General features: G+C 61.7%; 10 protein-coding genes. 2 read left to right on the top strand and 8 right to left on the bottom strand.

Annotation, left to right across the window (positions count from 1 at the left end; genetic code table 11):
• Positions 1-32: 32 nt before the first annotated feature.
• Positions 33-410: a response regulator gene (locus BLU25_RS03995; protein WP_016781092.1), complete on the top strand. Its 378-nt coding sequence runs from the start codon at positions 33-35 to the stop codon at positions 408-410.
• Between the two features lie 124 nt (positions 411-534).
• Here the strand turns inward: BLU25_RS03995 and BLU25_RS03990 are convergent, their stop codons facing one another.
• From BLU25_RS03990 to mexE, 4 genes are all read right to left on the bottom strand, one after another.
• Complete coding sequence (locus tag BLU25_RS03990) at positions 535-1,590, bottom strand: tetratricopeptide repeat protein (RefSeq protein ID WP_016781091.1); 1,056 nt, start codon at positions 1,588-1,590, stop codon at positions 535-537.
• 279 nt (positions 1,591-1,869) lie between these two features.
• The gene (locus BLU25_RS03985; protein WP_016781090.1) at positions 1,870-3,279 is read right to left on the bottom strand and encodes an efflux transporter outer membrane subunit; all 1,410 of its coding nucleotides are present in this window, start codon (positions 3,277-3,279) and stop codon (positions 1,870-1,872) included.
• On the bottom strand, positions 3,276-6,455 hold the full coding sequence (locus BLU25_RS03980) for an efflux RND transporter permease subunit (protein WP_016781089.1): 3,180 nt from the start codon (positions 6,453-6,455) through the stop codon (positions 3,276-3,278). The genes BLU25_RS03985 and BLU25_RS03980 overlap by 4 nt, the downstream gene beginning before the upstream one ends.
• A 15-nt stretch (positions 6,456-6,470) precedes the next feature.
• Positions 6,471-7,715 (bottom strand): multidrug efflux RND transporter periplasmic adaptor subunit MexE, encoded by a 1,245-nt coding sequence (mexE, locus tag BLU25_RS03975; protein ID WP_016781088.1) that lies wholly within the window; start codon positions 7,713-7,715, stop codon positions 6,471-6,473.
• Positions 7,716-8,008: 293 nt separating this feature from the next.
• On the opposite strand from mexE, the gene BLU25_RS03970 reads away from it, so the two are divergent.
• Positions 8,009-10,900, top strand: a complete 2,892-nt coding sequence (locus BLU25_RS03970; protein ID WP_029611437.1) for an RHS repeat domain-containing protein — start codon at positions 8,009-8,011, stop codon at positions 10,898-10,900.
• Between the two features lie 132 nt (positions 10,901-11,032).
• On the opposite strand, the gene BLU25_RS03965 is transcribed toward BLU25_RS03970, so the two are convergent.
• From BLU25_RS03965 to BLU25_RS03950, 4 genes are all read right to left on the bottom strand, one after another.
• Complete coding sequence (locus BLU25_RS03965; protein ID WP_083369530.1) at positions 11,033-15,520, bottom strand: SpvB/TcaC N-terminal domain-containing protein; 4,488 nt, start codon at positions 15,518-15,520, stop codon at positions 11,033-11,035.
• Complete coding sequence (locus BLU25_RS03960) at positions 15,517-20,229, bottom strand: Tc toxin subunit A-related protein (RefSeq protein ID WP_016781085.1); 4,713 nt, start codon at positions 20,227-20,229, stop codon at positions 15,517-15,519. The genes BLU25_RS03965 and BLU25_RS03960 overlap by 4 nt, the downstream gene beginning before the upstream one ends.
• A complete protein-coding gene (locus BLU25_RS03955) occupies positions 20,222-22,876 on the bottom strand; it encodes a Tc toxin subunit A (RefSeq protein ID WP_157138632.1) in 2,655 nt (884 codons plus the stop codon). Before BLU25_RS03955 ends, BLU25_RS03960 begins: the two co-directional genes overlap by 8 nt.
• A gap of 233 nt (positions 22,877-23,109) precedes the next feature.
• On the bottom strand, positions 23,110-25,293 hold the full coding sequence (locus BLU25_RS03950) for a TonB-dependent siderophore receptor (protein ID WP_083369529.1): 2,184 nt from the start codon (positions 25,291-25,293) through the stop codon (positions 23,110-23,112).
• Positions 25,294-25,890 lie beyond the last annotated feature (597 nt).

The raw sequence follows: 25,890 nt of genomic DNA, 5'->3' as shown, positions 1-25,890 counted from the left end.
ACTGGCAGCGATGGCATGAATTAAGGTTTCCCATGAGTGAAGATGCGCAAGATGTTGTTTTGATTGTCGAAGACGATCCCTCGATCCTGATGGTCCTCAGTGCCTATCTGGCGGGTGAAGGCTACAGGGTGTTGCAGGCCGAAAATGGCGAGCAGGCGTTCGAGATTCTGGCGAGCAAGCCGCATCTGGACCTTATGGTCACCGACTTCCGATTGCCGGGAGGGATTTCCGGGGTACAGATCGCCGAGCCTGCCCTCAAGCTGCGCCCGGACCTGAAGGTGATCTTTATCAGCGGCTACCCGGCCGAGATCCGCGACACGGGCAGCCCGATCACCCTGACTGCACCGATCCTGGCCAAGCCGTTCGACCTCGATACCCTGCAGGCGCAGATCCAGAAATTGCTGGCTTGACGCTTGATACCTTTGGGGGTGCGCTTGTGGGAGCGGGCTTGCTCGCGATTGCATCACCCCGAATGCTTCAGACAGACCGGGTTGCCTGCATCGCGAGCAAGCCCGCTCCCACAGGTTCAGCTGTTCACAACCCCTGCTGCAGCGCCGGGTCATCCGGGTTCTGCTGCTCCAGTTGCGCCAGCAGTACCTGCACATTTTGCAATTGCCCGGCCTCTTTCCAGTAACGAATCAACAGCACCCGCGCCCGACGATTGGCGGGCTGGCGTTGCAGCAGCTCCTCGAGCTGGCGTTGCGCGGCTTCCAGCTGGTCGAGGTCATGCAGGGCCGTGGCCAGTTTGTAGCGGTAGTCGCTGTTGTCGGGCTCAAGCTCCACGGCCTTGGCCAGGCCGAGCAGGGCGTACTCAGTCTGGCCGTGGTTGAGCAGCCAGATGCCCAAGGCATGTTGCAGGTACGCTGAATCCGGGTGCGCTTCGAGCTGACGGGCCAGCAATTCACGGGCCTGGTCAGGCTTGCCGCGCTTGTCCAGCAGATCGATCTGCGCCACCACGGCCTTGAGGTTGTCCGGGTCCAGGCGGGTGACCTGTTCCAGCGCCGCCTGGGCCTCATCCAGCTGGCCTTCGTGCAGGTACAGGCGAGCGAGCTGGCCCTGGGCCTGGGGGTTGTCAGGGCGGGTCTTGAGGTCGCGTTCGAACTCGTCGATCACTTGCTGCAACGGCCCGAAGTACAGGCCCTGTTCATCTGGCGACAGGCCGAGCAGGGCGTTGGCCGCGGCAAAGCGCACGCTTTGTTCCTCGTCATCGAGCAATGGCCCCAACAACAACGTGCGCTGGGCACTGGGCACGAGGCCGACAATGCTCTGGATCGCCGCTTTGCGCACCAGCGGTGACGGGTTGTGCAGGTCGGCGTCGGCCAGCTTCAGGGCTTGCGGGCTTGGGTAGTTGGGCAGTTCGGCATGCAGGCTGGCGCGACGGCTGTCGCTCAGGTCGGTGCGGGCCAATTGCTGATAGAGCACGCGGGCGGCACCGGGTTTGCCGTTGTGGGCTATGTCCAGGGCGATGGAATAGCGCTGGCTCACGGAGGGCGTGGGGACGGCAGGCGCAGGGGCCATCGAATACCAGAGGCCGGCGGCAACGAGTGCTGACACCAGGCTGATTACGAGGTAGCGGCGGGGCTGGGTCATCCAATATCCAGAAACAGGCTTACGTATGGGCTGCAAGAGTGGGTGAGTCTGGGGCTTGAGTCAAATCGCCATGCCCTCACCCCAACCCTCTCCCGGAGGGAGAGGGAGAGGGAGCTGACTGCGCAGAGATTCAAGACCGCCACAAATCAGTCCCCTCTACCTCCGGGAGAGGGTTAGGGTGAGGGGCTCTTGATGTTCAGGCAAAAAAAAGCCCCGCGACCGAATGTACGCGGGGCCAAAAATTTGGTTGGTTGCGGCCAACCAAAGGAGCTCGTTGAATCAGTACGCGCTGGCCACGGTCTCGGCTTGCCAGCCACCACCCAGTGCCTTGTAGATGGCTACCACGCCGCGATACAGCTCAACCTCGGCCTGGGCCTGGCTGTCTTCGGCCGCCAGGCGCTCGCGCTGGGCATCCAGCAGCACCAGGAAATCCACCGTGCCTTCGCGGTAGCGAATCGCCGCCAAGTCCGCCGCAGTACGGCTGGACTCGCTCTGGCGAATCAGCGATACCAGACGCTGCTGACGTTTGCCGTAGTCACTGAAGGCGTTTTCCGACTCTTCCAGGGCCAACAGGACTTGCTGCTCGTAGCTGGCCAGGGCGCCATCGGCCTCGGCGTCAGCCCCGCGCAGGCGTGCCCGCACGCTGCCCAGATCAAACGCCGGCCAGGTAATGCGCGGGCCCAGGGCCCAGGCATTGGCCGCCGCCGAGCCGATCTGCGAACCGCGCCCTGCGGTAAAGCCGAGGAAGCCGCTGAGGCTGACCCGCGGGAACAGGTCGGCCTTGGCCACGCCAACCCGCGCCGTCGCCGCTGCCAGCTTGCGCTCGGCACTCATGATGTCCGGGCGACGTTGCAGCAAGTCGCCGGGGTTGCCGATATTCAGCGCCTTGGCAATTGCCGGCAGCTGTTTGGGGCTCAGATCCACGCTCAACTGCTCAGGCCGCTGGCCGAGCAAGGTGGCAATACGATTGCGCTCGCGCACCTGCTCCGCCTGCAACTGCGGCACGCTGGCTTCAACCGAGGCAAGGCGGGCATCAGCGCGGACTACGTCCAACTGATCGCCAACCCCGGCGTCACGCAGGCTTTCGGTGATGGCCTTGGAGTCCTGCTGGTTTTTCAGGTTGTCCAGGGCGATGCGCTCACGCAGTTGGGCGCCGCGCAATTCACCATAGGCATCCACCAGTTCGGCAATCATGGTGACTTGCAGCTGATACAGATCGGCTGCAGCGGCCTGTTCGTCAGCGTCGCTGGCTTCCAGCTCGCGCTGGATACGGCCAAACAGGTCGACTTCCCAGGCCATGTCCAGGCCCAGGTCGTAACGCTCGCTGTTGACGCGCTTTTCAGTCTGGCCCGGGATCTGGCCCTTGCCCAGATCGCTGCTGGCACGACTGGTGATGGTCGGCATGGCGTCGTTGCTGACATCATCGCGAATCGCCCGGGCCGCGCGCAGGCGGGCAAATGCCACGCGCAGCTCGCGGTTGCCGGCCAGTGACTGGGTCACCAGCTGGTTGAGGGTCGGGTCATCAAATTGCTGCCACCAGATCCCTTCAAAATGCGCCCGGTCAAAGCCCTTGAGGTTATCGGCACTGATCTGTGCCGGTTCAGTGGCCGGGGTCTTGTAGTCCGGGCCCACGGCGCAGGCACTCAAGGCCAGCACCAACAGGCTCGGCAGAAAAACTTTCACGCTCATTGTTGCGACTCCAGCTTGAGGTGTTTGGCCGCCTTGCGCGCTTCACTGCGCTCCACATAACGGCGAATCAACACATAGAACACCGGCGTCAGCAGCAGGCCGAAGAAGGTCACCCCGAGCATCCCCGAGAACACCGCCACACCCATCGCATGGCGCATTTCGGCACCGGCACCGCTGGACAGCACCAGGGGTACCACACCCATGATGAAGGCGAACGAGGTCATCAGGATCGGCCGCAGACGCAGGCGGCAGGCTTCCAGCACAGCGGCCAGCGGGTCGAGGCCTTCTTCCTGTTTGTCCTTGGCAAACTCGACGATCAGGATCGCGTTCTTGCACGCCAGGCCCACCAGTACGATCAAGCCGATCTGGGTGAAGATATTGTTGTCACCCCCCGACAGGATCACCCCGGTAATCGCCGACAAAAGTGTCATCGGCACGATCAGGATCACTGCCAATGGCAGGCTCCAGCTTTCGTACTGGGCCGCCAGTACCAGGAATGCCAGCAGTACACAGAGCGGGAACACGAACAGCGCAGTATTGCCCGACAGGATTTGCTGATAAGTCAGCTCGGTCCATTCGTAGGTCATGCCATTGGGCAGTTCTTCCTTGAGCAGTTTTTCCATCGCTGCTTCGGCCTGGCCCGAGCTGTAGCCCGGTGCTGCGCCGCCGTTGATTTCTGCGGTGACAAAGCCGTTGTAATGCATCACGCGGTCAGGGCCTGCGGTGTCGCTGACCTTGATAAAGGTCGCCAGCGGGATCATTTCGCCCTTGTTGTTACGCACTTTTAGCTGGCCAATCTGCTCGGGTTCCAGGCGGAACTGCTGCTCAGCCTGCACATTCACCTGATAAGTGCGACCGAAGCGGTTGAAATCGTTGGCATACAACGAACCCAGGTAGATCTGCAGGGTGTCGAAGATGTCGCTGATAGCAACGCCGTGGGTCTTGGCTTTTTCGCGGTCGATGGCCGCGTCGACTTGCGGCACGTTAACCTGATAGCTGGTGAACAACCCGGCGAGTTCCGGCACGTTATGGCTCTTGGCGATCACGTTCTGCACTTCTTTGTACAGTTCGTCATAACCCAGGCCGCTACGGTCCTCGACTTGCAGGCGGAAACCGCCAATGGTGCCCAGCCCCTGTACCGGCGGCGGCGGGAAGATGGCGATATAAGCTTCCTGAATATCGGCAAATTCCGCGTTCAGCGTGGCGGCAATGGCCGCAGCTGACTGGCTCGGGTCCTTGCGCTCATCGAAGTCCTTGAGTGCAACAAACACAATGCCGCTGTTGGGGCTGTTGGTGAAACCGTTGATCGACAGGCCGGGAAAGGCGATCGAGTTGGCCACGCCGGGCTGCTTGAGGGCCAGCTCGGACATGCGCTTGATCACTTCTTCGCTGCGATCCAGGCTCGCGGCGTCCGGCAACTGGGCGAAGGCCACCAGATACTGCTTGTCTTGCGGCGGGACAAAGCCGGTCGGGGTGTGGGCAAATCCGGCCCAGGTCAGCGCCATCAGGCCTGCGTACACCAGCATGGCGATGCCGCTGCCACGGATAATCCGTCGCACAGTACCGACATAACCGTTACTGGCCTTGACGAAGAAACGGTTGAACGGACCGAACAGCCAGCCACCGAACAGGCGGTCCAGAAAGCGGGTAAAGCGGTCTTTGGGCGCGTGATGGCCCTTGAGCAGTACCGCCGCCAATGCCGGGGACAGGGTCAACGAGTTGAAGGCCGAGATCACCGTGGAAATGGCAATGGTCAGGGCGAACTGCTTGTAGAACTGCCCGGTCAGGCCCGAGATAAAGGCCGCCGGAACAAACACCGCACACAGTACCAACGCGGTGGCGATGATCGGCCCGGTCACTTCGCGCATGGCGCGCTTGGTGGCGTCCACGGGGTTGAGCCCCAGTTCGATGTTTCGCTCGACGTTTTCCACCACCACAATCGCATCGTCGACCACGATACCGATGGCCAGCACCAGACCGAACAGCGACAAAGCGTTAAGCGAGAAGCCGAACATATGCATCACTGCGAACGTACCGATCAGCGATACGGGCACAGCGACCAGCGGGATGATCGAAGCGCGCCAGGTTTGCAGGAACAGGATAACAACCAGTACCACCAGGATCAGCGCTTCAAACAGGGTGTGGACCACAGCCTCGATAGAACCGCGTACAAAGATCGTCGGGTCGTAGACGATGTCGAAGTCCATGCCTTCGGGGAAGCTCTGCTTCAGCTCGGCCATCTTGGCGCGAACGTCATTGGAGATCTGGATGGCATTGGAACCCGGGCGCTGGAAGATCGGCAGCGCCACGGCGGGCTGGTTGTTGAGCAGCGAACGCAGGGCGTACTGGCTGGAGCCCAGCTCGACCCGGGCGATGTCCTTCAGGCGAGTAATCTGACCATCTTCGCCGGAGCGGATGATGATGTTCTCGAACTCTTCTTCATTGACCAGACGGCCCTGGGTGTTGACCGACAACTGGAAGCTGGTGGCATTGGGGGCGGGCGGGGCACCGAGGGCGCCGGCGGCGACCTGGCGGTTCTGCTCGCGGATCGCTGTCACCACATCAGTGGCGGTCAGGTTGCGCGACGCGGTTTTGTTTGGATCGAGCCATACCCGCAGCGAGTAGTCGCCCATGCCGAACATCTGTACATCGCCGATACCGTTGAGCCGCGCCAGTTCATCCTTGATATTGAGGATGGCGTAGTTGGACAGGTACAGCATGTCGTAGCGCTTGTCCGGCGAGGTCAAGTGCACAACCATGGTCAGGTCGGGGGAGGCCTTGTCCACCGTAATACCAATGCGCGTCACTTCTTCCGGCAGCTTGGGCTGGGTGCGGGTCACGCGGTTTTGCACCTGCACTTGCGCATTGTCCAGGTCAGTGCCCAGGGCGAAAGTGATGGTCAGGGTGATCTTGCCGTCAGCGGTGGACTGCGAAGACATGTACAACATGTTCTCGACACCGGTGATGGCTTGCTCCAGAGGTGCGGCGACGGTTTCGCCGATCACCTTGGGGTTGGCCCCGGGGAAGTTGGCGCGCACCACGACGGTAGGCGGGACCACTTCCGGGTATTCGCTGATCGGTAACTGGAACAGCGAAATGCCGCCCGCAATCAGGATAAGCAAGGAAAGTACAGCGGCGAAAATCGGCCGCTGAATAAAGAACTGGGAAAAATTCATCGGAGTTATCGTCCCTTAACCGCGAGGAGTCGCGACGCTGGCCAATTTCGGCGCGCCAGTGGCGGGCTTGATTTGCGGCAGGTTGCTGGCTTCCAGGGCTTGTCGTTGTTGTGCCAGTGCGGCGAGGGTCTGTTCGTTGGCCATCGGGATCACTTCAGGCGTTACCGGCGAGCCGGGGCGCACTTTCTGCAGGCCCTTGACGATGATGGTGTCGCCCTTGTTCAGACCGCTGCGAACAATGCGCAGGCCTTCGATTTTCGGCCCCAGGTCCACGGCGCGGTAGGTCGACTTGTTGTCGGCATCCATCACCAGCACGAACTTTTTGCCCAGGTCGGTACCCACGGCTTCGTCATTGATCAGCACGGCGGAGTAGGTGGCGCTGCCGACCAGCTTCAGACGCGCATACAGGCCGGGGGTGAAGCTGCCGTCGGTGTTGTCGAACACCGCGCGACCACGGATGGTGCCGGTCTGCGGGTTGACCCGGTTGTCGACGAAGTTCATCTGGCCCAGGTGCGGGTTGCCGTCTTCGTTGGACAGGCCCAGGTATACCGGCGTGGTCTGGCCGCGCTGGCCCTGGCGGGCAAGCTGGTTGTACTTGAGGAACACACGCTCGTCAGCGTCGAAGTAGGCGTACACCTTGTCAGTGGACACCAGGCTGGTCAGCGGCGTGACATCGGCAGTGACGATGTTGCCTGCGGTGATTTCGGCACGGCTGACACGGCCGCTGATCGGTGCAGTGACGCGGGTGAAGCTCAGGTTGAGTTTGGCCAGGTCCAGTTCTGCCTGGATGGCCGCGACGCCGGCACGGGCTTGCTGGGCAGCGGTGGTGCGCGAGTCGGCCAGCTCGGCCGAGATGGCATTGCTCTGGCGCAGGCGCTCGCCGCGCTGGGCTTCGTTATCGGTACGGCTGGCATTGGCGCGGGCTTGTTGCACCTGGGCTTCAAGCTGGCGCACGGTGGCCTGGAACGGGCGCGGGTCGATCTGGAACAGCAGGTCGCCCTTTTTCACCAGGGCGCCCTCGGTAAAGGCGACCTGATCAATCTGGCCCGACACGCGTGGACGAATTTCTACGGTCTCTGGTGCTTCCAGGCGCCCGGTGAATTCATCCCATTCATTGACCGGCTGTTCAAGCACCTTGGCCACGCTGACTTTTGCAGCTGGAGCCGGAGCAGTCGCTTGGGGAGTTTTGCCGCATGCGCTCATCACCACGATGGCCAGGGCCGCGAGTGGGAAGCGCAAATGTTTAAGTGACTGTTCCATGAGGGGGAGTCCGCCAATCTATTGAGATGGGCGGATAATGCTGGCGCGCGTGCCGGGGCACGAATCGAACCCAGCGAAGATCAATATCATCCGGAATGATACAAAGCGTTACCAAGCTCTCTAGCCTGCGCTTTTTGTTAGGACACTATCAATTAAATTCTGTGTCATGACGTGACGTAGGGGTGTTGTCTATGCGGTCAGAACGGCCTAGTAAAAAAACCAATATGTACCGCCTGTGGCGATGCGGGTCTACCTAGGCTGGCTAAATCTTGCTGCCAGTCAGGTATGTGCTTATGGCTTCTCTACATCGTTTTACCCCTTCACTGACCGCCTTCGATCCCAGAGGGGCGAGTGTGCGCACGGTGGCCTACCAGCGCTTGCGCGTCGAGGATCAACCCGTGGCCCGGGTCCGCCGCAATGTGTTTGGTATCACCGGCGCGCTGCAGCAGCAGTGGGATCCGCGACTGCATGCCTTGCAAGGTCACAGCCCCGGTGGGCGGCCCGCCATCAGTCGTCAATACAGCCTGTCCGGGCGGGTGCTGCGCACTGACAGCGTGGATGCCGGGTGGCACATTGTCTTGTCAGGCAGTGGCGGGCAGGGATTAACCCGCTGGGACAGTCGGGGCTCCCGGCAACGCCATCAATACGATGGCTTGCTGCGCCGGGTGGCGGTGTTCGAGCAGGCGGGCAATGACGCGCGCGAGCGTTGTGTCGAACGCCTGGCATATGCGCCGACCAGTGCCGGGCATGCGGCGTTCAACCGCTGTGGCCGGCTGGTGCGCCACGATGACCCGGCAGGCAGTGTGACAATCGAACATTACGGGCTCGGCGGGGCCATGACGGGTCAGTCGCGGCGCCTGCTGAAAGCCGATACGCCGCCTGACTGGCCGGCAGCCGAACACTTGCGCGAGCTGCAACTGGCCCCTGAGCGCTTTGTCAGTAGCTGGCACTACGATGCACTGGGCGGGCTGCAGCAATTGACCGACGCCAGGGGCAATCAGCGGCTGTGGCGGTACGGCGTGGAGGGTGAACTGGCCCGGGTCGAACTGGTGTTCAGCAGCGCCAGGCGCAAGGTGCTGCTGGAACGCAGGGATTGCAACGCGCAGGGCCAGGTCACCCGCGAGCAGATGGGTAACGGTATGCTCGCCGAATTCAGCTACGACGAAAAAGATGGCAGCCTGCTGCGGTTGGCGGCCTATCGTTCGGCGCGTCGGGAAAACGCGCTACAAGACATGACCTATGCCTACGATCGCGTGGGCAATGTGCTCAGTATCCGCGATGCAGCACAGCCCACCACCTGGCACAGCAATGTGCGCAGCGATGCCACCTGTGTGTACGGGTATGACAGCCTGTACCAACTGATAAACGCCAGTGGCCGGGAAAACGCCCGGCACGCTGGCGGTCCGGCCTTGCCCGGGCTGGTCGTGTTCGGTGCCGCTCAGGCTGACCTGTGGCGCAACTACAGCCGCCATTATCAGTACGATGCGGGAGGCAACCTGGTGCAGATGCGCCATGTGCCCTCAAGCGGTCAGGGCTACACCCGGCGCATGACCGTGGCCGCGCACAGCAATCATGCCTGGATCCAGGGCCAGGCCGTGGGCTTCGATCGCTGCGGCAACCAGCAGACGCTGACCGCGGGCCAGGCCCTGAGCTGGAACCTGCGCAACCAGTTGGCGCAGGTAAGCCAGGTGCTCCGTGACTACGGCCAGGCGGATACCGAGAGCTATGCGTACGACGCCCACGGCCAGCGGCTGCTCAAGCGCCGCGTGAGCAAGGCTGCAGGCACGACGCATCTGCGCGAAGTGATTTATCTGCCGGGCCTGGAGCTGCGTCGCGACCACGCCACCGGCCAGTGGCTCAATGTGCTGACAGTTGAAACCGGGCGCACGTCGATCAGGGCCCTGCAATGGCAGAAGGGCCGCCCTGCGGGAGTCAACGACGAGCAGTTGCGCTTCACCCTGTCGGACCTGACCGGCAGTTGCACCCTGGAACTGGATGAACAAGCGGTGTTGCTCAGCCAGGAAGGCTTTTACCCCTACGGGGAAACTGCCTGGTGGGCCGCGAAAAATGCCGTCGAGGCTAGTTACAAAACCCTTCGCTATTCGGGCAAGGAACGCGATGCCAGCGGGTTGTATTACTACGGTTTGAGGTACTACGCGCCGTGGTTGCAGCGCTGGATCAGCCCTGACCCGGCGGCAGAGGTCGATGGCCTGAATCTTTATGCAATGGTGAGCAATAACCCGATGACGCTGGCTGATGCCGACGGACGTGCGGGCAGCACGATGAGTGAGCGAGTGAGTCTCGGCCTGTTTTTTGTTGGCTTTCTTGGCCTGGCGGGTCTTGCGCTGGGGGCTTTGGCTGATATGCCGGCCATTGGCGCGACGGCGGGTGCCTTGCTGGGTGGAGTGTTGCTGGGGTTGCTGGTGCATGAAGGATATCGCAATGCCAGAAGAAGGGCCGTGCACAACTCCGCCGAGAGCATTGCCGAATGGTTGTCGCAACGGGCCATCGACATTGCAGAGTCCCGGGGGTTGACCCATGAGGAAACCCATCGGCTGGTCAATTTTTTCTACGAACACCAGGGGGACAATGCCTTGTTGTCGGTCGCGGCCCATAGCACGCCAGAAGGCAAGATTTATGGTTTTGTCGGGCCGGCAGTCTCTGCGCAAGTGGCCAATAATCTGATGCAAGCCGGCAAGCCCATGGGCAGGGACATGCGCCGGTTGGGGTACAGCAATATCCTGCTGCGTGACCCGGTTCGGGCACAACCCGAACAACCTGCGGGGCCTTCTACTGCCGGGGCAGTCAGCACCTTTGACATACAGGCCACCACCGGGCTGGCCAGGCGCAAAGTGGCCAGGGCAGGTGCGCCAGCCGCGAGCAGCGACAGCCCCGGCGTGCTGGCACGGGCACCTGCTTCGGCTTTCAGTGCCGATATGTCCGCGGTTGAACACTTGATGGGTGGCCCTGAAGGGCGAAGCATTGCTCTGACCATCGGGCATCTGCGTGAGGGCCGTACAGCCGCCGTGCATTGGCACAAGCATCAGGACGAAGGTGGATTATGGTCGGCGGACTTGCATGCTTACCCCGGTGGCGGCACCGGGCGTGGCGCATTCAGGCTGATGTTCGAACACCTTGGCGGGCGTCGCTACCGGGTGGCCGGGGTGCGCAATCCCCATCGGTAGGCGGCCCTTCCAAGCCTCTGTGAGAGCGAGCAGGCTCGCTCCCACAGAGGCGGTTTTTTGCTCTAGCCAAGTGAGCACCCAGCATTCAAGGCCGGGCGCAAGTTGTTGAAGGGCTTGCCCGCGATGGATGCTTCAGGAGTCGTCCTCTTCCCAGGTATCGTTTTCGTCCTCGCTGATGGTGTACCAGGTGCAATAGGTCTGGCGGCTTACATGCCCTTTGCCGTTGAGCCTGCGGACAGGGCGGCCCAGGGGGTCATGGAATGTCTGGTCGCTGTAACCATCCTTGCGCAGGGTTTCATCATCGATATAGCGGTAGTGATCGGCGAAATACGCCCGGTAGTTTCTGACCACCAGCCCTTTGTTGTTGTATTCGACCCGGCCGCTGACACGCCAGCGCTGCTCGCTGTCCTGGCGCAATGGCTTGCCCTCGCTGTCGAGGCCCAGGCGCCCCGACGAGGTGACCACATAGGCCTGGCCCGGCGAGGTTTTCTGTTTGGTTTGCAGTTCGCGGCCAAAACCGTCGCTGAACGTCAGGTTTATGCGGATCTGCCGGGTAACGCCGACATCCTCAGTGGGGTACTGGTCTGCCTGTAGCACTGCGCTGCACACCGGTTCGCGACGGGCCTCAAGGATCTGTTCGGCGAGCTGGCGGTTGGTCGGTTGGGCCATGTCCAGGGCTGCAAGCCGGCTACGGGTGCTGGCGCGGATATGGCCGCCCGGGGTCAGGTAACCCTGTGCGATCCATTGCTCGCGCAGGGGCGATGGTGGAATGTGCCCCATCCAGTTGAAGGGGGCATAAAAGCAGGCGCTGGCGGCATCGAGCAGCGCCCCCCGGGGGTTGTCGATGGCGGCCCAGGGGCTGTCGTCAGCCGGGCGCCGGTAGCTCGCCAGCGGGGCGAAGCCCGCCGCTTTGCCCTGTTCCTGGCCAAAAAGGCTGCTGGCCTGCAATTGCCCGAAAGCGTCATAGCGGGCCTGCTGGACACTGCCCTGGGCATCGGTGATGGCAATGGGCAGTTGCAGGCGATAGTCATACACCGCTTGTGTGCTGCAGCCGTCAGCGCCGGTTACCACGGCAAGATGGCAACTGTAACGGTCATGCTCCAGGGTAGTGGCCGCATGGCTTTCGGAGGGGCGTACCTGCTGGGGCCGATAGAACAACTGTTCGCCGGCATAGCGGGCAAATCCTTGTTTCAGCGACCACAGTGGGGGCGCCGCGGTGCCATCCGGGGTGTCAGGCAAAAACAGGCGCATGGGGTGGTAATGCTCCTGGGCCAGGGTGGCGGCCAGATCGAAGGGGCTTTCTGCGGGCATGGTCGGCACCTCGTCATAAGCGCTGAGTGCCTGCTCGTCCAGTTCGGCGGTTTCCCGGTGTGCAGCCAGCGCCTGGAAACTGGCCTGGCCCGGTGGCAAAGAGGTATCGCTGTGGGGCAGGCAGTAGTGCTGCAGGCTCAACCCGGCCAACGTGCGTGCGGCTTGCGGCCCCAACGGGTTGTCGGCGGTGTTGCCAATCAGGTGTTCGTAGCTGATACGCGTCGGGTCCAGGGCCGCCTTGGCGAGCACCAGGGCATTGCTGCGCTGGCGGTAAGGCAGTTGCAGGCGCCAGCGCTGGGCGTTGTCCAGATGGATAAATTGTGCGCGGACTTCACTGATGTAGTACGCCTGCTGGGCCGGGTCGTGGGTGTCGCGCCACCATGTCTGCTGATGGGGCTCGCTGAACGGGGCCGTGTCGCTGGCTTGCTTGCGCCGTGCGTAGTCGATGGTCAGGCCGTGGACCAGGCAGCCATAACGATCCCGGCTCAGGTTGATGGTGTGCTGGCAGGCCGGATCGGCGGGCTCGCGTTCGTAACGGTACACCTGCAACTCCAGCGGCAGTACCAGCATGCTGGCCGCAGGTTGTAACAGGCGCAGCTGGTAACGGTGCTGGCTCACGGTGTAGGGAACCCGCGACGCGGGCGGATCATCGGCGGCGAATACCTCTTCGCGCAATACCAGGCCGCTGAGCGCATGGCGTGCCTCGTCCTGCTGCGCCACAGGCAGGGCGGGCAGCACGCTGTCCTGTGTGGCGTTCGCCTCCTGACGGGTCAGCAGGGTATGGCCAGGCAGGAGGGCGTGGGCATCCCCCGCCCAGTAATCGTCGCGGGGCATGTCGAGGGATTTACCGGTGTGATACCAGGTTTTTCGCAACAGCGCCGCTGTATGCGCCTGGTCGCCGGGGGCTGTGGTGGAGTGCTCGGTGTCGGTGGCCAGGACCAGGCCATAGCCCTGGAAACGGCGTTTTTTACCATCGTAGAAACCGTCCCGGTATTCAAACCGCTGGGTCTGCTGGTTGCCGCTGATCTGGTCAAGTTGTTGCTGCTCGTTGACCAGGTGCAGGGCAAAAGCCAGGCCGCTGCGGTGTGGCAGGCGGCTGGCGCGGCGTAGCTGTTTTTCATCCAGCCACTGCTGGGCGCTACTGCGGTAACGCAGGCGTGCGACAGCCCCCATATTGTTATCGGTGCCTGTCAGCAAGTAGGGCTTTTGCGTGACAAAGTCGTAGCGCCAATGTTGCGGCACGGGGTGGGTCACGCTCAGGACCAGGCTGGTACAGCCCAGCCCTTGCAGGTCGGCGACGCTGACCTGGCACAAGCGGTCGTACCTCACCCCTGTCGGCCAGGGCAGCGGGGTGGGGGCCGTTTGCAAGCCGTTGCCACACTGGTTCATGAAAATCAGCGCCTGGTCGGCTTCGAGATAGATCAGGTCGCTGGCGCCGGAGCCGTCAAGATCGGCCAGCAACACCCGCGATGCCTCGAACCCGGTATATGAAAAAGGCAGGCTGGCGAATACAAAACCTTTGCCAAACCGGCCCCGGCCCAGGTTCGGCCAGCATTTGATCTCGTTGTGGCGGATACGCACCAGGTGTTGCTGGCCGCTGCCCAGCAGATCACTGAAGGCCAGGACTTCGCTGGCCTGGTCACCGGGCAGCGGCAGGCGGTCATCGTCATGGGCGTGGGGGATGTGCGTGGCTGCAGCAAAGCCCTGCTGGCCCTGGTTGGGGTATAAGCGCACGCTGTTGCTGCCGATCAGGACCAGGTCCTGCAGGCCACTGCCCATCAGCTCGGCGAGCTGGCCCATCGGCTGGAAAAATTCTTGGGGCAGGGCGGCGAAGGGGGTGAATGGTGCCCATTGGCGACCCTGCTCAAGGGTGAAAAAGCCGCTCATGCCTGGCTGGGCAACCACCCACTCCAGGCGACCGTCGCCGTTGAGGTCTGTGAGGGCCTGCCGCAGCGGGCGGTTGCGGTCCGCCACGGGGATGCGTGCCAGCGTTTGCAGCGGGCCATAGGCCACATGTTCGGCGGTTACCGCGGGTGCCCCCCGGAGCGGTTCACGGTAGTGCCACGCCTTGTCGCTACGGTAAAGCACCCCTGGCAAACCGTCGCTGTAAAGGTCAATCAGTTGGTAGCCCTGGCCGTCGTGGGGCCCGTGCAGGGCATCAAATGGCTGATACCGGGCGCGGTCGGGAGCCAGCTCAAAACCGCTGTAGGTCAGCTCCAGGGGGGGCCAGTGGTTGATTGCTCCCGCCGCGTCCACTGCCTGTTGATGTACGGCCTGCAGCAGGCTGGCGCCAGTGCCGGTGGTGGCGTACTCCAGCAGCAGGCGCCGGGTCAGCACCGGGGCGGGGCCGAGGCTGGCCTCTTCGGGGAAGTAGTGGAACATCAGGATCTGCCGGCACAGCCGCCGAGTGCCCAGTTCAAAACCGTAGGCATAGCTGCTGAACGGGTCGCTGCGCACCGGCCAGGGCTGTTGTTCGGCGTAACCGGGCGTCTGGTCCGGGACCGTGGTGCGTTCGCCGTAGTCCAGGAGCAGCTCAAAATGCCACTGCCCGGCGGCCGGTGCGCGGTCGGTCCAGAGTGCCAGTTGCGCCCTGGGCGTGATGTTGCCATAGCCTATACGGCTCAGGTAACGCTGGGCGCTGTAGTCATGGGGGCCATCGCCGCGGGTGTCGGCTTTGTAGCGATAGAGGATCTGTTCCCCGAAGGGGTTCAGGCTCTCTTCGAGCAGCCATTGCGCAACATGGGTGGGAGCCTGCGGATCGGCGATGCGTGCCGAAGCGGTTTTGCCAAACAGATGGACGTTGCCGTCCGCGCCCTGAACAAGCCAGAACCCTGCAGGGTCTGCCGTCGAGGACCAGTGTTCGATGCGGTCGAAGTTGGTTTCAGTGCGTGGCAAATAACGCACCACGCTGTAGTCCGCGCCCAGTGCCAGGCCGTTGAACTGGTTCACGCTGCGGCTTTCCAAGGCCCCGCTGGCCGTCCGCTCGGGCACCAGTTCCACGCCCGAAGGGCCGATAAAGCTGTCTTCATGGTCCCAGGCCGGCACGCCCCTGAGGGTGCTGCGCAGGATGGCACCGGCACTCGCCGTCCAGCCTGTGCCGAACGGGCCGTTGCCCAGCGGGCTGTGATAGTTGAGGTCAATGGCCGGGGTGAACCCGCGCCCGGGGGACAGTGGCAGGGGAATCTGCAACGACGCCGCACCGGTCATCCCGACGGCGCCCCAGCTGTTGCCGACACTGTGGATGGCGCCCCCACCCTTGGGCAGGGAGGGAGTTTGCACCTGATCATTGGCCGGTGTTTGAGTGCTCATTTCGGCTCTCCGGTACTCTGCGCGGTGTAGCGGATATGCACGATGATGTCGCTCAATGAGTTGAGCATGGGCAACTGGGCCGTGCGCTTGGGGAAGAACAGTTTCCATTCGGACACAGCCCCGGTGTACTCGAAGGGCAGGTAGCGCTCATCGCTGTCGAAGTTGAGGGTGAACAGGCCGCTGTCATTGACCCCGGTTGAGAGCACCACCTGTTCCTTGGCCCGCAGGTCAATCCGGGTGTCACTGTCAGATGCTGACAACTGGATCTTGCTCGAGGTCTGGGTCAGGATCGCGCAGATGTCTTCATAAGGGCCAAGCGTGGCTGGCAGGGATATGCTGATGCTTTTGATCCGGCGCAGGTAATGCGTTGAGTAGTCAGCGTCGAACAGGGCCTTGGTCAACTCGAAGTTCACGGTGCCCTTGTCGAGCAGATTCTTGTGCATTTCGGCCCAGTCCTGGTTTACGGTCCCGCTACTATCTTTGGCGCGCAGCAGGCGTAACGACACGGTCTTGGTGATCTGCAGTTCACGCTGGTTGCGCTGCAGATACGCGGCGAGCATGTGCTGCAGGTCAAGCTTGAGGGTTTCGCCTGCGATCATGCCCTTGAAGTGGTTATTCCAGCTGCCGCTGCGGATAAAGCGTGTGTCCCAGTCGGCACGCTCGAACTGCCAGCAGGCCTGGGCGGTCAGGCACAGCGCATGGGCCACGTCATAGGCCTGATAGTAGAGCGCCGCCAGTTGACTGTTGAGCCACTGATACAGTTGCGCGCTGCCAAAGCGCCTGCTGAGCAGGTCGTAGGTTTGCCTGGCCTGTTCCAGGGCCGTTTCGCTGTACCGCAGTTGCAGGCGCAGTGCCGCGCTTTGCTGGGTGTGGGACTGTAGTTGCATGTCGACCTGATGCAGTTCTAGCCTGCACTGTTCCAGGGCCTGGGTCCATTCCTGTGCGCGCCGGTTGAACAGGGCTGTGCGGTCCAGATGGGCAGCACTGGCGCGTTTTTCATTGGCAACACTCTGGGCTCCGGCCTGGACCGCATGAAAGGCGCCCTCATAACGCATCCCGCCGTTGGAGGTGCCGAAAATATTCGGTGCCAGCATCGCCAGCCCCGCGCCGGCCTGGGCCACCGAGGCTGCCGTGTCCCATTGCGCGCTTTCCAGATAATGCTGGGTGGCCTGTGCCTCGGTTGCAGAAATTTTTTCCTTGAGCAGGCCTTCGAAGTACCGCATGCGGCCCTCGATCACCCGTCGCCCGGCCAGCAGGGCATCATGGCTGCTGGCGTCTGCGAGCAGACCCTGACGCTGCTGGTCGACGGCAATCCGGGCCAGGTCCCAGGCCTGCTGTTGCTGCAACTGCAGGTGCTCGCTCTGTTCCTTGCGTTCGAACAACAGCAGCAAGGTGTTGCCGAGCTGGATGACATTCTCGACCAGGCTCATGGCGTGTGCCTGGACGGTCTGGAAGCGGTAATGGCCGATGTCGGCGGCCGGTGCTGCGGGGAGGGCTGCAGCGCTGGTACCGCCGCCGCGGGCGTAGTGGCTCAGCAGCGTGTGTGCTTGCAGGGCCGGGGCGAACAGGGGCTGCTGCAGGGGCCTGGCATTGATGTCGAGGTGATGCCTGAGGTTGTACAGGCGGCTTTCAATCTTGTCCCAGCGTGTCAGCAGTTGCGGGTTAAGGGGCTTGCACAGGGTGCTGGCGGGCTCGGTGGCCAACTCGTGCAGGGTTCTGGGCTCCCAGGGATCGCTGCGGGTGATGTCAGGGCGTGGCCCCAGCAGGCTCTTGACCCGCAGGTACCACAGCTTGGCTTCAGCCAGGCTGTCGCTGCTGGCCTGGCGAAAAGCGGCATCGCCGCGATTGAGCAGGATGTCCAGGTACAGCATGTACAGCGCCTGACGAAAATGCAGTGGCGTGCTGAGAGCGATCTGGTGCGGGTCGTCGGGGTTGCCCAGGGCATAGCTGGGGTCGGGTGGATCTGCGTGCAGAATATGCAGGCGCCAGTGTTGGCGATGCGCGCGCTGGCCTTGCGGGTCGAAGATATACCGCAGCCAGGCTTCGGCTTCGGCGTAGCGCTGCTCCATGTTCAAGCGGCAGGCCACCAGCCAGGGCAGGTACAGGAACAGCTCCCAGAAGTACTTGCCGTGGGCGCCATGAAAATCCAGTGGCTGGGGCGCGGCCCGGTTGCCCATGCCGGGCTCGAGCCAGTGGCTGGCCGTTGTTGCGAACAGATGGTCGAGGCTGACGTTGGCGGCTGCACTCAGTTGCCGGCCAACCCCGGTGTTCATGCGGATCGGTGCTCGCGGCTGGCGGGCCTGGGCATCGTCACCAAAGTGGATGAGCGAACCGCTGAAATCGATGTACTCGGCTGTTCCCTCGGGTTGCACCCTGCTGCGGCTTATGCCGGGAGCAAGCGAGATGACAGGTGCGGCGTTGGCCGGGTCCAGGGTCAGTTGCAGGGCTTTGAGGGCATAGCCGCGGATAACGCGGTCGTGGTGGCGGGTATCGGTGTCGTAGATCAACACCCCGTGGATGATCGTGATTGCCCCTTGGCCGGTGCCGCCTTGTTCGTCAAGAGGGCGCAGCGTACTGGGGTTGAGTTGAATATGCGCGTTGAACGGCTGCGCGGGGTCCAGGCTGGGGAACGTACCGTTGAGTTCCCGGCGGGAGGTATTGGGCTCGCCGACCAGATGGCTGTTGCCACGGTGGATATTGGCCGGGTGCGGGGTGCCCTGGTGACGGGGGATCATGATCACCCGCTTGTAATGGCGGGCATACAGCCTGGCCTCGGCATTGTCGAACAGCCAGTCGTTTTGCGGGTTGGCAGTGTCGTTTTGCAGTGAGTGAAAATGAACGGTAATGCTGTAGTCGGTATTGGTGTTTTCAAACAGGAAGTTGAAGGCGTCGTACTCGATGAACTTGTCATGCAATGGAACTTGCCAATCCCTGCGTATGGGCAAGGTTTGCTGAGGCCTGGGCCCGCTATCAGGGTCTTGGGCGGCGTCGTAGATCAGGTTCGAGTAGCTCAGGCCGGTCTTGTTGCAGGTAATGGCAAGCGAGACCCAGATGCATGGCGGGCTGACTTCGGTCTTGAGGGTCAGTTGCGAACCGTTTTGCAGCGCAACCTTGTCGGTCATGTTTGCCGGGGGGCTGGGCACGCTCAGGTTCAGCTCCAGGCTCAGTTCAGCCCAGCTGGTACGCGCCTTGAGCACGATACTGCGGTGCTCCTCAAATGGCTTGCTCAGCCTTGAGGTGACCTCCAGCACGCAGGAGGTCTTGTTGAACACGATATCGCTGTTATCGCGCAGTTCGCTGATATGCTCGTGCTTCTTGTCGAAGTTCCACCCGTCTGGTACGGGGGTGGGCGTACTGGCAGCAATGCCCGTCACGGCCACGGTTTCGCTGTACGGTGCATGAAAGTTGAAGCGTCGGGTGTTGCTGTAAACAAACTGTGACAAATAGCGCTTTGCCAATTTTTCTTGCTCGGGAGTGTGCCGAGCATCCCACACGGTCCCCCTGGAAAACAGTCGCTCGATGGCAAAATCCTGATCGATGCGTACGGCCTGGTAGAAATCGCTGCGGGTGTGCTCCTGGCCTGCGGCAGGCAGCGGGCTGGCATGGGCATTCAGCCCCAGGAACAGTGACGGCGGGTGGGTAGTGGAGTCGAGCACAGCCACGGTTTCAGTCGCCTGTTTCAGGGCTTCCTTGTCCAGTTTGTTGAGTTCTTTCATGACGCAGTATTCGTCGCTGCACAGCTGCGGCACGCTCCAGGTGCCATCGTATTTCAAATAAATAAAGTACAGGCGAAACTGGATAAAGCGGTTTTTGAGGTAGTTTTCCAAGCGGGACTTGTAGTCCTTTTCCGTCTCCTCGGGCTCCAGCCAGGAGTATTCCGCGCTGCCACTGACTGTGGTCGGGGACATGCACTGGGCCCAGACCACAAACAGGCGATTGTTGAAGTACACCGGGCGGATGCTGTGGTCCGGGATGTTTTCCGAGGCGGGAAGGGGGGTTTTCTTCCAGTCCGACCAGGCGCCAGGCTCGGGGGCGTCCTGCTTGTACCCTTGGCTGGCACCGGCTGGCAGGCTGCGCCGCGACATGTCCAGCGAGCGCCAGTAATAGGTGTTGTCGACATTCGAGCGGGCAACAAAGCAATAGGTGCTGTTGGCAAAGTTGTCCTTGTTGCCATCGATATAGCCATTGAGCGTTCTGAGGGTGGCGATCTGCTCGAAACGGGTCAGATAGCGCTGTACGGCCGGCAGTACGCTGTCGGGCTCGATGCGGCACTGGTTGATGTCGTTTTCCAGTTGCTCAAAGCTGTCGCTCTTGTGGCTGCGCAACATCGGGCTCAGGTAGTTGGCCGGGAAATGGCGCAGTTGTTGCACTGTGCGCCAAACCGAGTAGGCGTGCAGGCTGTCGCGCCAGGTGGCGTGCTGGGCGGCGCTCATGCCCTTGATGTCATAACCGGGCTCCAGGCCCAGGGAAATGGCGTTGATGTATTGCTGCAGGCTGGCAATGGCACTGGCCACGCGGCTGGAGGGCACGGCCTGGCTGACCTGCACGTCCAGCAGCCACCACGCATGCAGCTCGTCATCTGTGACGGGTTTGCCATCGGCGGTCGCGTCGGGCAGGGAGCTGTCATGGCCCGATACATGGGTCAGGCAGAATGCGAGCAGGGCGTCGCGGGTCTGTTCATTGAGTTGTTTATGAATGTGTTCAGACATGGTGCCTCCCTGGCAGGTCCGCCACCGGCTGCGTTGAAGTTGGAGGAGGGGCCGCGAGAATGGCGTTGCCGACCCTGGTCCAGTCATCGGAGCCAAAGGTGGCGGTCAAACCGGTTGCCATCAGCAACATGCTGGCTGAGAGCCCTGTTTGTCGGGCGGTGTCATGGCAGCGCATCAGCCAGTCCAGCTCCGCCATCGAGCGCACGCGTTTTACCGGCAACCGATTGGCCAGCACCTTGATTTCGCTTGCGCTCCAGCCCATCAGCGTGGACAGCCGCTGGCAGGTTTGTGCGGTCAAAGCTTCGCTCTGCTCAGTAGAGTCACTTATCTGCAGGTAATTGAGCAATGCAGCTTCATCAATCCCGTAGGCCCGGCTCCAGTGGCTGAAACGCTCAAATAGGAACACAGTGCCCAAGGGCAGTTTCAGAGGCGCATTGGCTTTTGTGCCGATGTCCAGCCAATGCGGGTTGAGCAGGAAGGCGTGCAAGGCCGTGCGGCCAAGCGGCAGTTGCAGGTCGGTCTCGGCATCGGGCAAGTACAGCAACAGGTGCTTGAGAACTTCCAGCGGATTTTCGCTGCCCAGGGCATTGGCGAAAATGCGTGTGGCCTGGCGGAGCCTCAGTTTGAACAGCTCTGCAGTGTCACTGACTGTGGATGTGTCCCTGAGTAGTTGCTCTAGCACTGGCTTGAACTCCAGCAACCGGGTGTAGGCACTTTCCAACTGCGGTTTGAGCTTGAGTTTGACCGCGGACAAGAGCGCCCGGTTGCGTTCGGAGTTTTTGCTCAGTTCTATATAACGATCAACCACCTCAGCCACGCCCTTATTCATGCTGTCGGTTTTTGGCTTCATGGGCAGCAGGGGGGGGGACCTCAACAGCCCTTTGGCCAGCAGGACGCCCCAGGTGTAGGTGGGGAGGCTGGTGTCAGCATCTGGCTTGGGCAACGTCAGTGTGTCGAGAGTCTCCTGTGGCAGCAGGTACTGCTGCATGCCGAGCAACATATCCTCAAGCTGCCTGAGCCGCAGCTGTACCCGTGAGGGCGGCGCTGCGCCGTCCAGTAACAGATGTCGGCGTATCTGCGGCACGTTGGTGCCACTGCCCTTGAACCAGGTTACTGCCCAGTCCAGTTGCATCAGTACATCAAGAAAATCCGCCGGGGCATTGCTGCCCGAAAGCCGCAGGTTGGGGCTGACCAGTTGCTGGCGGTAGTCTTCGCCACCCAGCAGTTGCGCCAGGTGGTCGGCGTCCTGCAGGGTCAGGCCGAACAGGGCAGGGATCGTGGCTTGCCGGTAAAAACTGGAGAAGGTTGCCAAATCCCGGCGCAGCCCCTTCAGGTGCTTGTGGCTTTGCGTGGTGAGCAGGCCCAGTGACTGCGGGGTGTCTTCCAGGCTCAGCGCCGCGCACATCTGGTACAGGGTCGCCGCATCGGTACTCAGGTCCAGGCGACGGTTGTCCAGGGTCAGTGGCGAGCTGGAGCCGTGGGGCGGGTTGAACACCCGGTCGAACAATGCGGGCGTCTGCCCTACGCCATGCACGGGCAACTGGTAAAGCCATGCAGCAAAGGTTTCGGGGGTGATGCCATAACGGCGGCGCAGATAACCAAACACGCCCAGCGCCCGCAGGCTGTTGTCATTGATGAGGATTGGCTCCTTCGCGCTGCCTTCGCAGGCCCTGGCGCTGTACAGCAGGGTGTCGAGATCGGCATAGGGAATATCGAGCCAGCGTTGCAGGCGGATCATCCGTTGCAATCGGTCGTGCCGCTCAAGGCTGGTGTTGAGCAGGTGAACCGCCGCCGTAATATCGCGGCCCAGCGCCAGGTTTTTTTGCCCCTGGTGGTGGGGGCCATTGATAAAACGGGCACCCACGGTATGGTCCTGGCTCATTTGCTCTGCGGTTTGCACCACATTGGCAGACAGTCGCGGCCGAAAGCTGCCGCTAGCCAGCAGTTCCTGAAGCTGAAGGCTGTTGAGTCCGGTGTGCTGCATGAACTGTTGCTGCTCGGTGATCGGCTGTTCGTGGCCATAGTTTTTTTTGTAAAAGGCCGCAGGGTCGTGCAGTGCCTGCTGCCCGCCAATGTCTTCGGTTAGCAGGTTCTGCTGTGCGGGGCTGAGCAGGGTCAGCAGGCGCTGGGCAACATAAGCTTCCTGCAGCACGGTGCCGTACTTGTTTTCCGGCTGCTGGCTGTAGGGTAATTTAAGGCTGATGCGATAGTTCAGCTCGCCCAGCCCCGGTTTTTTATCCCCCAGCCCCAGTACGCACTGGCGGTGGGCCAGATCGAAAGGCAGGGCAAAGGGGTAGCGCAGTTCGGCCAGCACTTGCTCGACCGTACTGTCGCCATAGATGTCACGGTTCTTCTTCAGGTATGCCTTGACGGGCTCGAGCAATGTTTCATTGACCAGGGTCAGCAGGGGCAGTTGCCGGGTGGTGTTTTCGGCGTCCACCAGCAGATCCTTGAGCATGGGGCGACGCCGAGCCAGGGTGATTTTTGCTGCAGTGCCCTGGCCGCTGCCCTCCAACTCCAGGGCGAACCGGTACAGCGCCTGTAAATACGCGGCAGGGGAGTCGACGGCGGCCAGGGAGGTGGGTGAACAGAAGCTGTTCCAGTCGTCCTTGAACAGGGCTGACCAGGTGGGGGGGGATTCGGGCACAAGGCCCGAATCAACGGGCGAGCTCGTTGGGGGTGAAGTTTCCTTGGGCATATTGAACATTCCTGTGCACACAGTGGGTCATCCACCGCGCGTACAGAAAATTAGCATTGCAGGGGGCTGCTTCTCGGCCAGCCACAAGCCCGGCAAACGCTAGGACTTGTCGCTGTTTTCAAGGCCCTTCTGGTGTTGGCAGCGCAGGTTTTTTTAAATTCGCCGTGAAGGCAGCGTTACCGTCAAAAGTTGATCGATGCACTCAGGCGCGCGGTCAATGGCGCCCCCTGGAATACATAGTTATCGCCCATGTATTCCCCCACGTCGCGCCAGTAGCGCTTGTCGAACAGGTTGTCGACGGTCAGGCGAAACACCGTGTCATAACCTTCGATACGGGTGCTGTAGCGGCTGCCGATATTGAAGATGGCGTAGGCGTCGGCCTGTACCGTACCCACCTGGCTGGCGTATTTCTTGCCGCTGTACTGCACGCCGCCCAGCAGGGCCAGGCCGTCGACCCAGGGCAGGGCGTAGTCGCCGTAGAGGCTGGCGCGCAGGGTCGGGACGTTGATGGTCTGGTGGCCCTCATACTCGGGGGTGCCGCTGCCGCTGACCCGGGAGCGGATCGCCGCGACGCTGGCCGCAATCTGCAGGCGCTCGGTGGCCCAACCGTTGGCCGCCAGCTCAATGCCGGTGTTTTTCTGCTGGCCCTGTTGTACGTAAGTGAACTCGCCATTTTCGGGGCGAGCATACTGGTACGCCTGGCGGATCTGGAACAGCGTGGCACTCAAGCTGATGCGCTGCCAGTCGTATTTGATCCCAGCCTCGATCTGCCGCGACACAGTGGGTGGCAGGATGTCAAAGGCATTGCTGGCAAACCACGGCGCGGTGCCACCCAGGGACAGGCCCTTGCTGTAGCGCGTATACAACGTCATGTTTTGCACCGGTTTATAGATCAGCGCGGCCTCGGGCTGAAATTCATAGCGTTGGGTGTGGCGGGTGGTGTCGCCCTGATCGTCGAAGGTCTTTTCATCCAGACGCACTTCGCGCCCGCCGATCAGGGTCTGCCAGTGTTCGTTGAAGCTGATCAGGTCATTGAAAAATACCCCGTACTGGCGGCTGTCCAGACGGCGATGGCTGTCGTTGAGGGCGCCGTTGTAGCGCTCGAGGTTGTCAGGTTCGCTGTTGATATTGCCACTGCCAAGCCAATGGTTGATGGCTTCGCGATTATTCACCACGCGCCTGAACGCACTGCTACCCACGGTCAGTTCATGGCCGAGGGTGCCGGTATCAAAGTGACCGCTGAGCGCTGCCTGCAGCTCATCATTACGCCGGGTATCGTCAGGGCTGCGGAAGTCGTAGATGTCGTACCCGCCCTCGGGGGTGAAGTAGTTGCCGACATTCGGTGTAACACAGCCCACCGTGCAACCGCCCCAGGCAAACGAGCTGTAGTCGTCGATCACCACCTTGCTGCGCGAGGCGCTCAGGTTGCCTTTCCAGTTGTCGCTGAAGCGGTACTCGAAGTTGCCGTTGATGTTCAGCGAATCAATGGTGACCGGCTTGGAGCCGCTCTGGTGAGCCAGCAGTTTTTTCGGCGAAGCGTGGTGCGGCAGCTCGCTGCCGCCGAGCAATTGATAGCCCGGTACCGAGCGCTGCTCCTTGTTCTGATATTCCACATCCAGTTGCAACAGTGCGTCGGGGCTGATGTTCCAGTCGAATGCCACAGAGGCAAAATCGCGCTGGCCATTGGCGTGCTCGACGTAAGAGTGGATGTCTTCGTGGGCAACGTTGGCCCGCAGGCCAAACTGCTGTTCGCTGCCGAACCAGCCGCCCACATCGGTGGCGATGTAACCGCTACCGCGATCGTCGGTAGACACGGTAACAGAACGCACATCGGCGGCCCGCTTGGTCACGTAATTGACCGCGCCGCCGGGCTCGGAGACGCCGCTTTGCAGGCCTGAAAGGCCCTTGAGCAACTCTACCTGCTGCTTGTTTTCCAGGCCAACGTTCTGCTCGCCGGTGATGGTGCGGCCATTGATCTTGTAGCTGCTGGCCGAGTTCAGCGAAAAACCGCGCACCACGAAATTTTCGTAATAACCGACCGGTGCGTAACTTTCGCCCACCGAGGCATCGTTTTTCAGCACATCGCTGAGCAGGCGTGCTTGTTGATCTTCAATCAAGGCATCGGTGAACACCGAAATGGCCGCGGGAGTGTCGAGCAAGGGCGCTGCTTCGAAACCGCCCACCGAGGCGTTGTCGGCCTGCCAGGTGCCGGTTTCGTCGGCGGTCACGGCGGTGGCCGGCAGCTCGGTTTTGGCCGCGTATGCCGCAGGCATGGCACTGCCCAGCAGCAGGCTGAGGCTGAGCAAACTGAGAGTGAATCGCGGGGCGGACTCTCCCTCGTTGAAAGTCCGGTAAAGCATGTTCATGCACAGCTCCTGAGCGATGGGCAGGCTTGAGACCCGAGCCTGTTTCTCAAGCGCGCCATCATACAGTTGCAAGCCAGGTTTCGCTTGGCGCCTGGCCACCGGGGAGGCGGCAGCTACGGGCGGGAAGTGGCAGCCTGGCGGGAATTTTCCGAATGGGTCGTAGACCCTGCGGCGCAAGGCAAGCCTTGATTTAGACGCGCTGCATGGGTTATAGCTAAAAAGGTCTCCAGTGCTATTACAGGAAATACCAACGTTCTTATGGATGGAATCACACGTATCAATCGCCAGTTGGGCTCACACTTCGCATCCCTGATTGCAAGCTGTGGGCCTCACGTCAAATGCTGCATTCGTGCAGTCACAGGGTTTGTTCCCCGCCTTCTCGCCAACTTCGCTTTTCCTCACCTGAGACCCTGCTACTCGGGCAGCTGCGCCAACTGGCGCCATTGTTACGTCCCTCCGCCTGACTATTTCTGATCACCAGCCGTTCCGGTGCACTCACGCCCCGCTGTCAATGGTGCGTTCTGCTGCCCGGCATTTGTATTTGAAACCACGTTTTCGATCCAAAGCGTTTGCGCGAGCAGCCAATAATCCCTCGCG

The organism is Pseudomonas fragi, from assembly GCF_900105835.1.
Classification (GTDB): Bacteria; Pseudomonadota; Gammaproteobacteria; order Pseudomonadales; family Pseudomonadaceae; genus Aquipseudomonas; species Aquipseudomonas fragi.
Note: the sequence above shows the minus strand (reverse complement) of the source record. Positions and strands in the feature narration are given on the sequence as shown.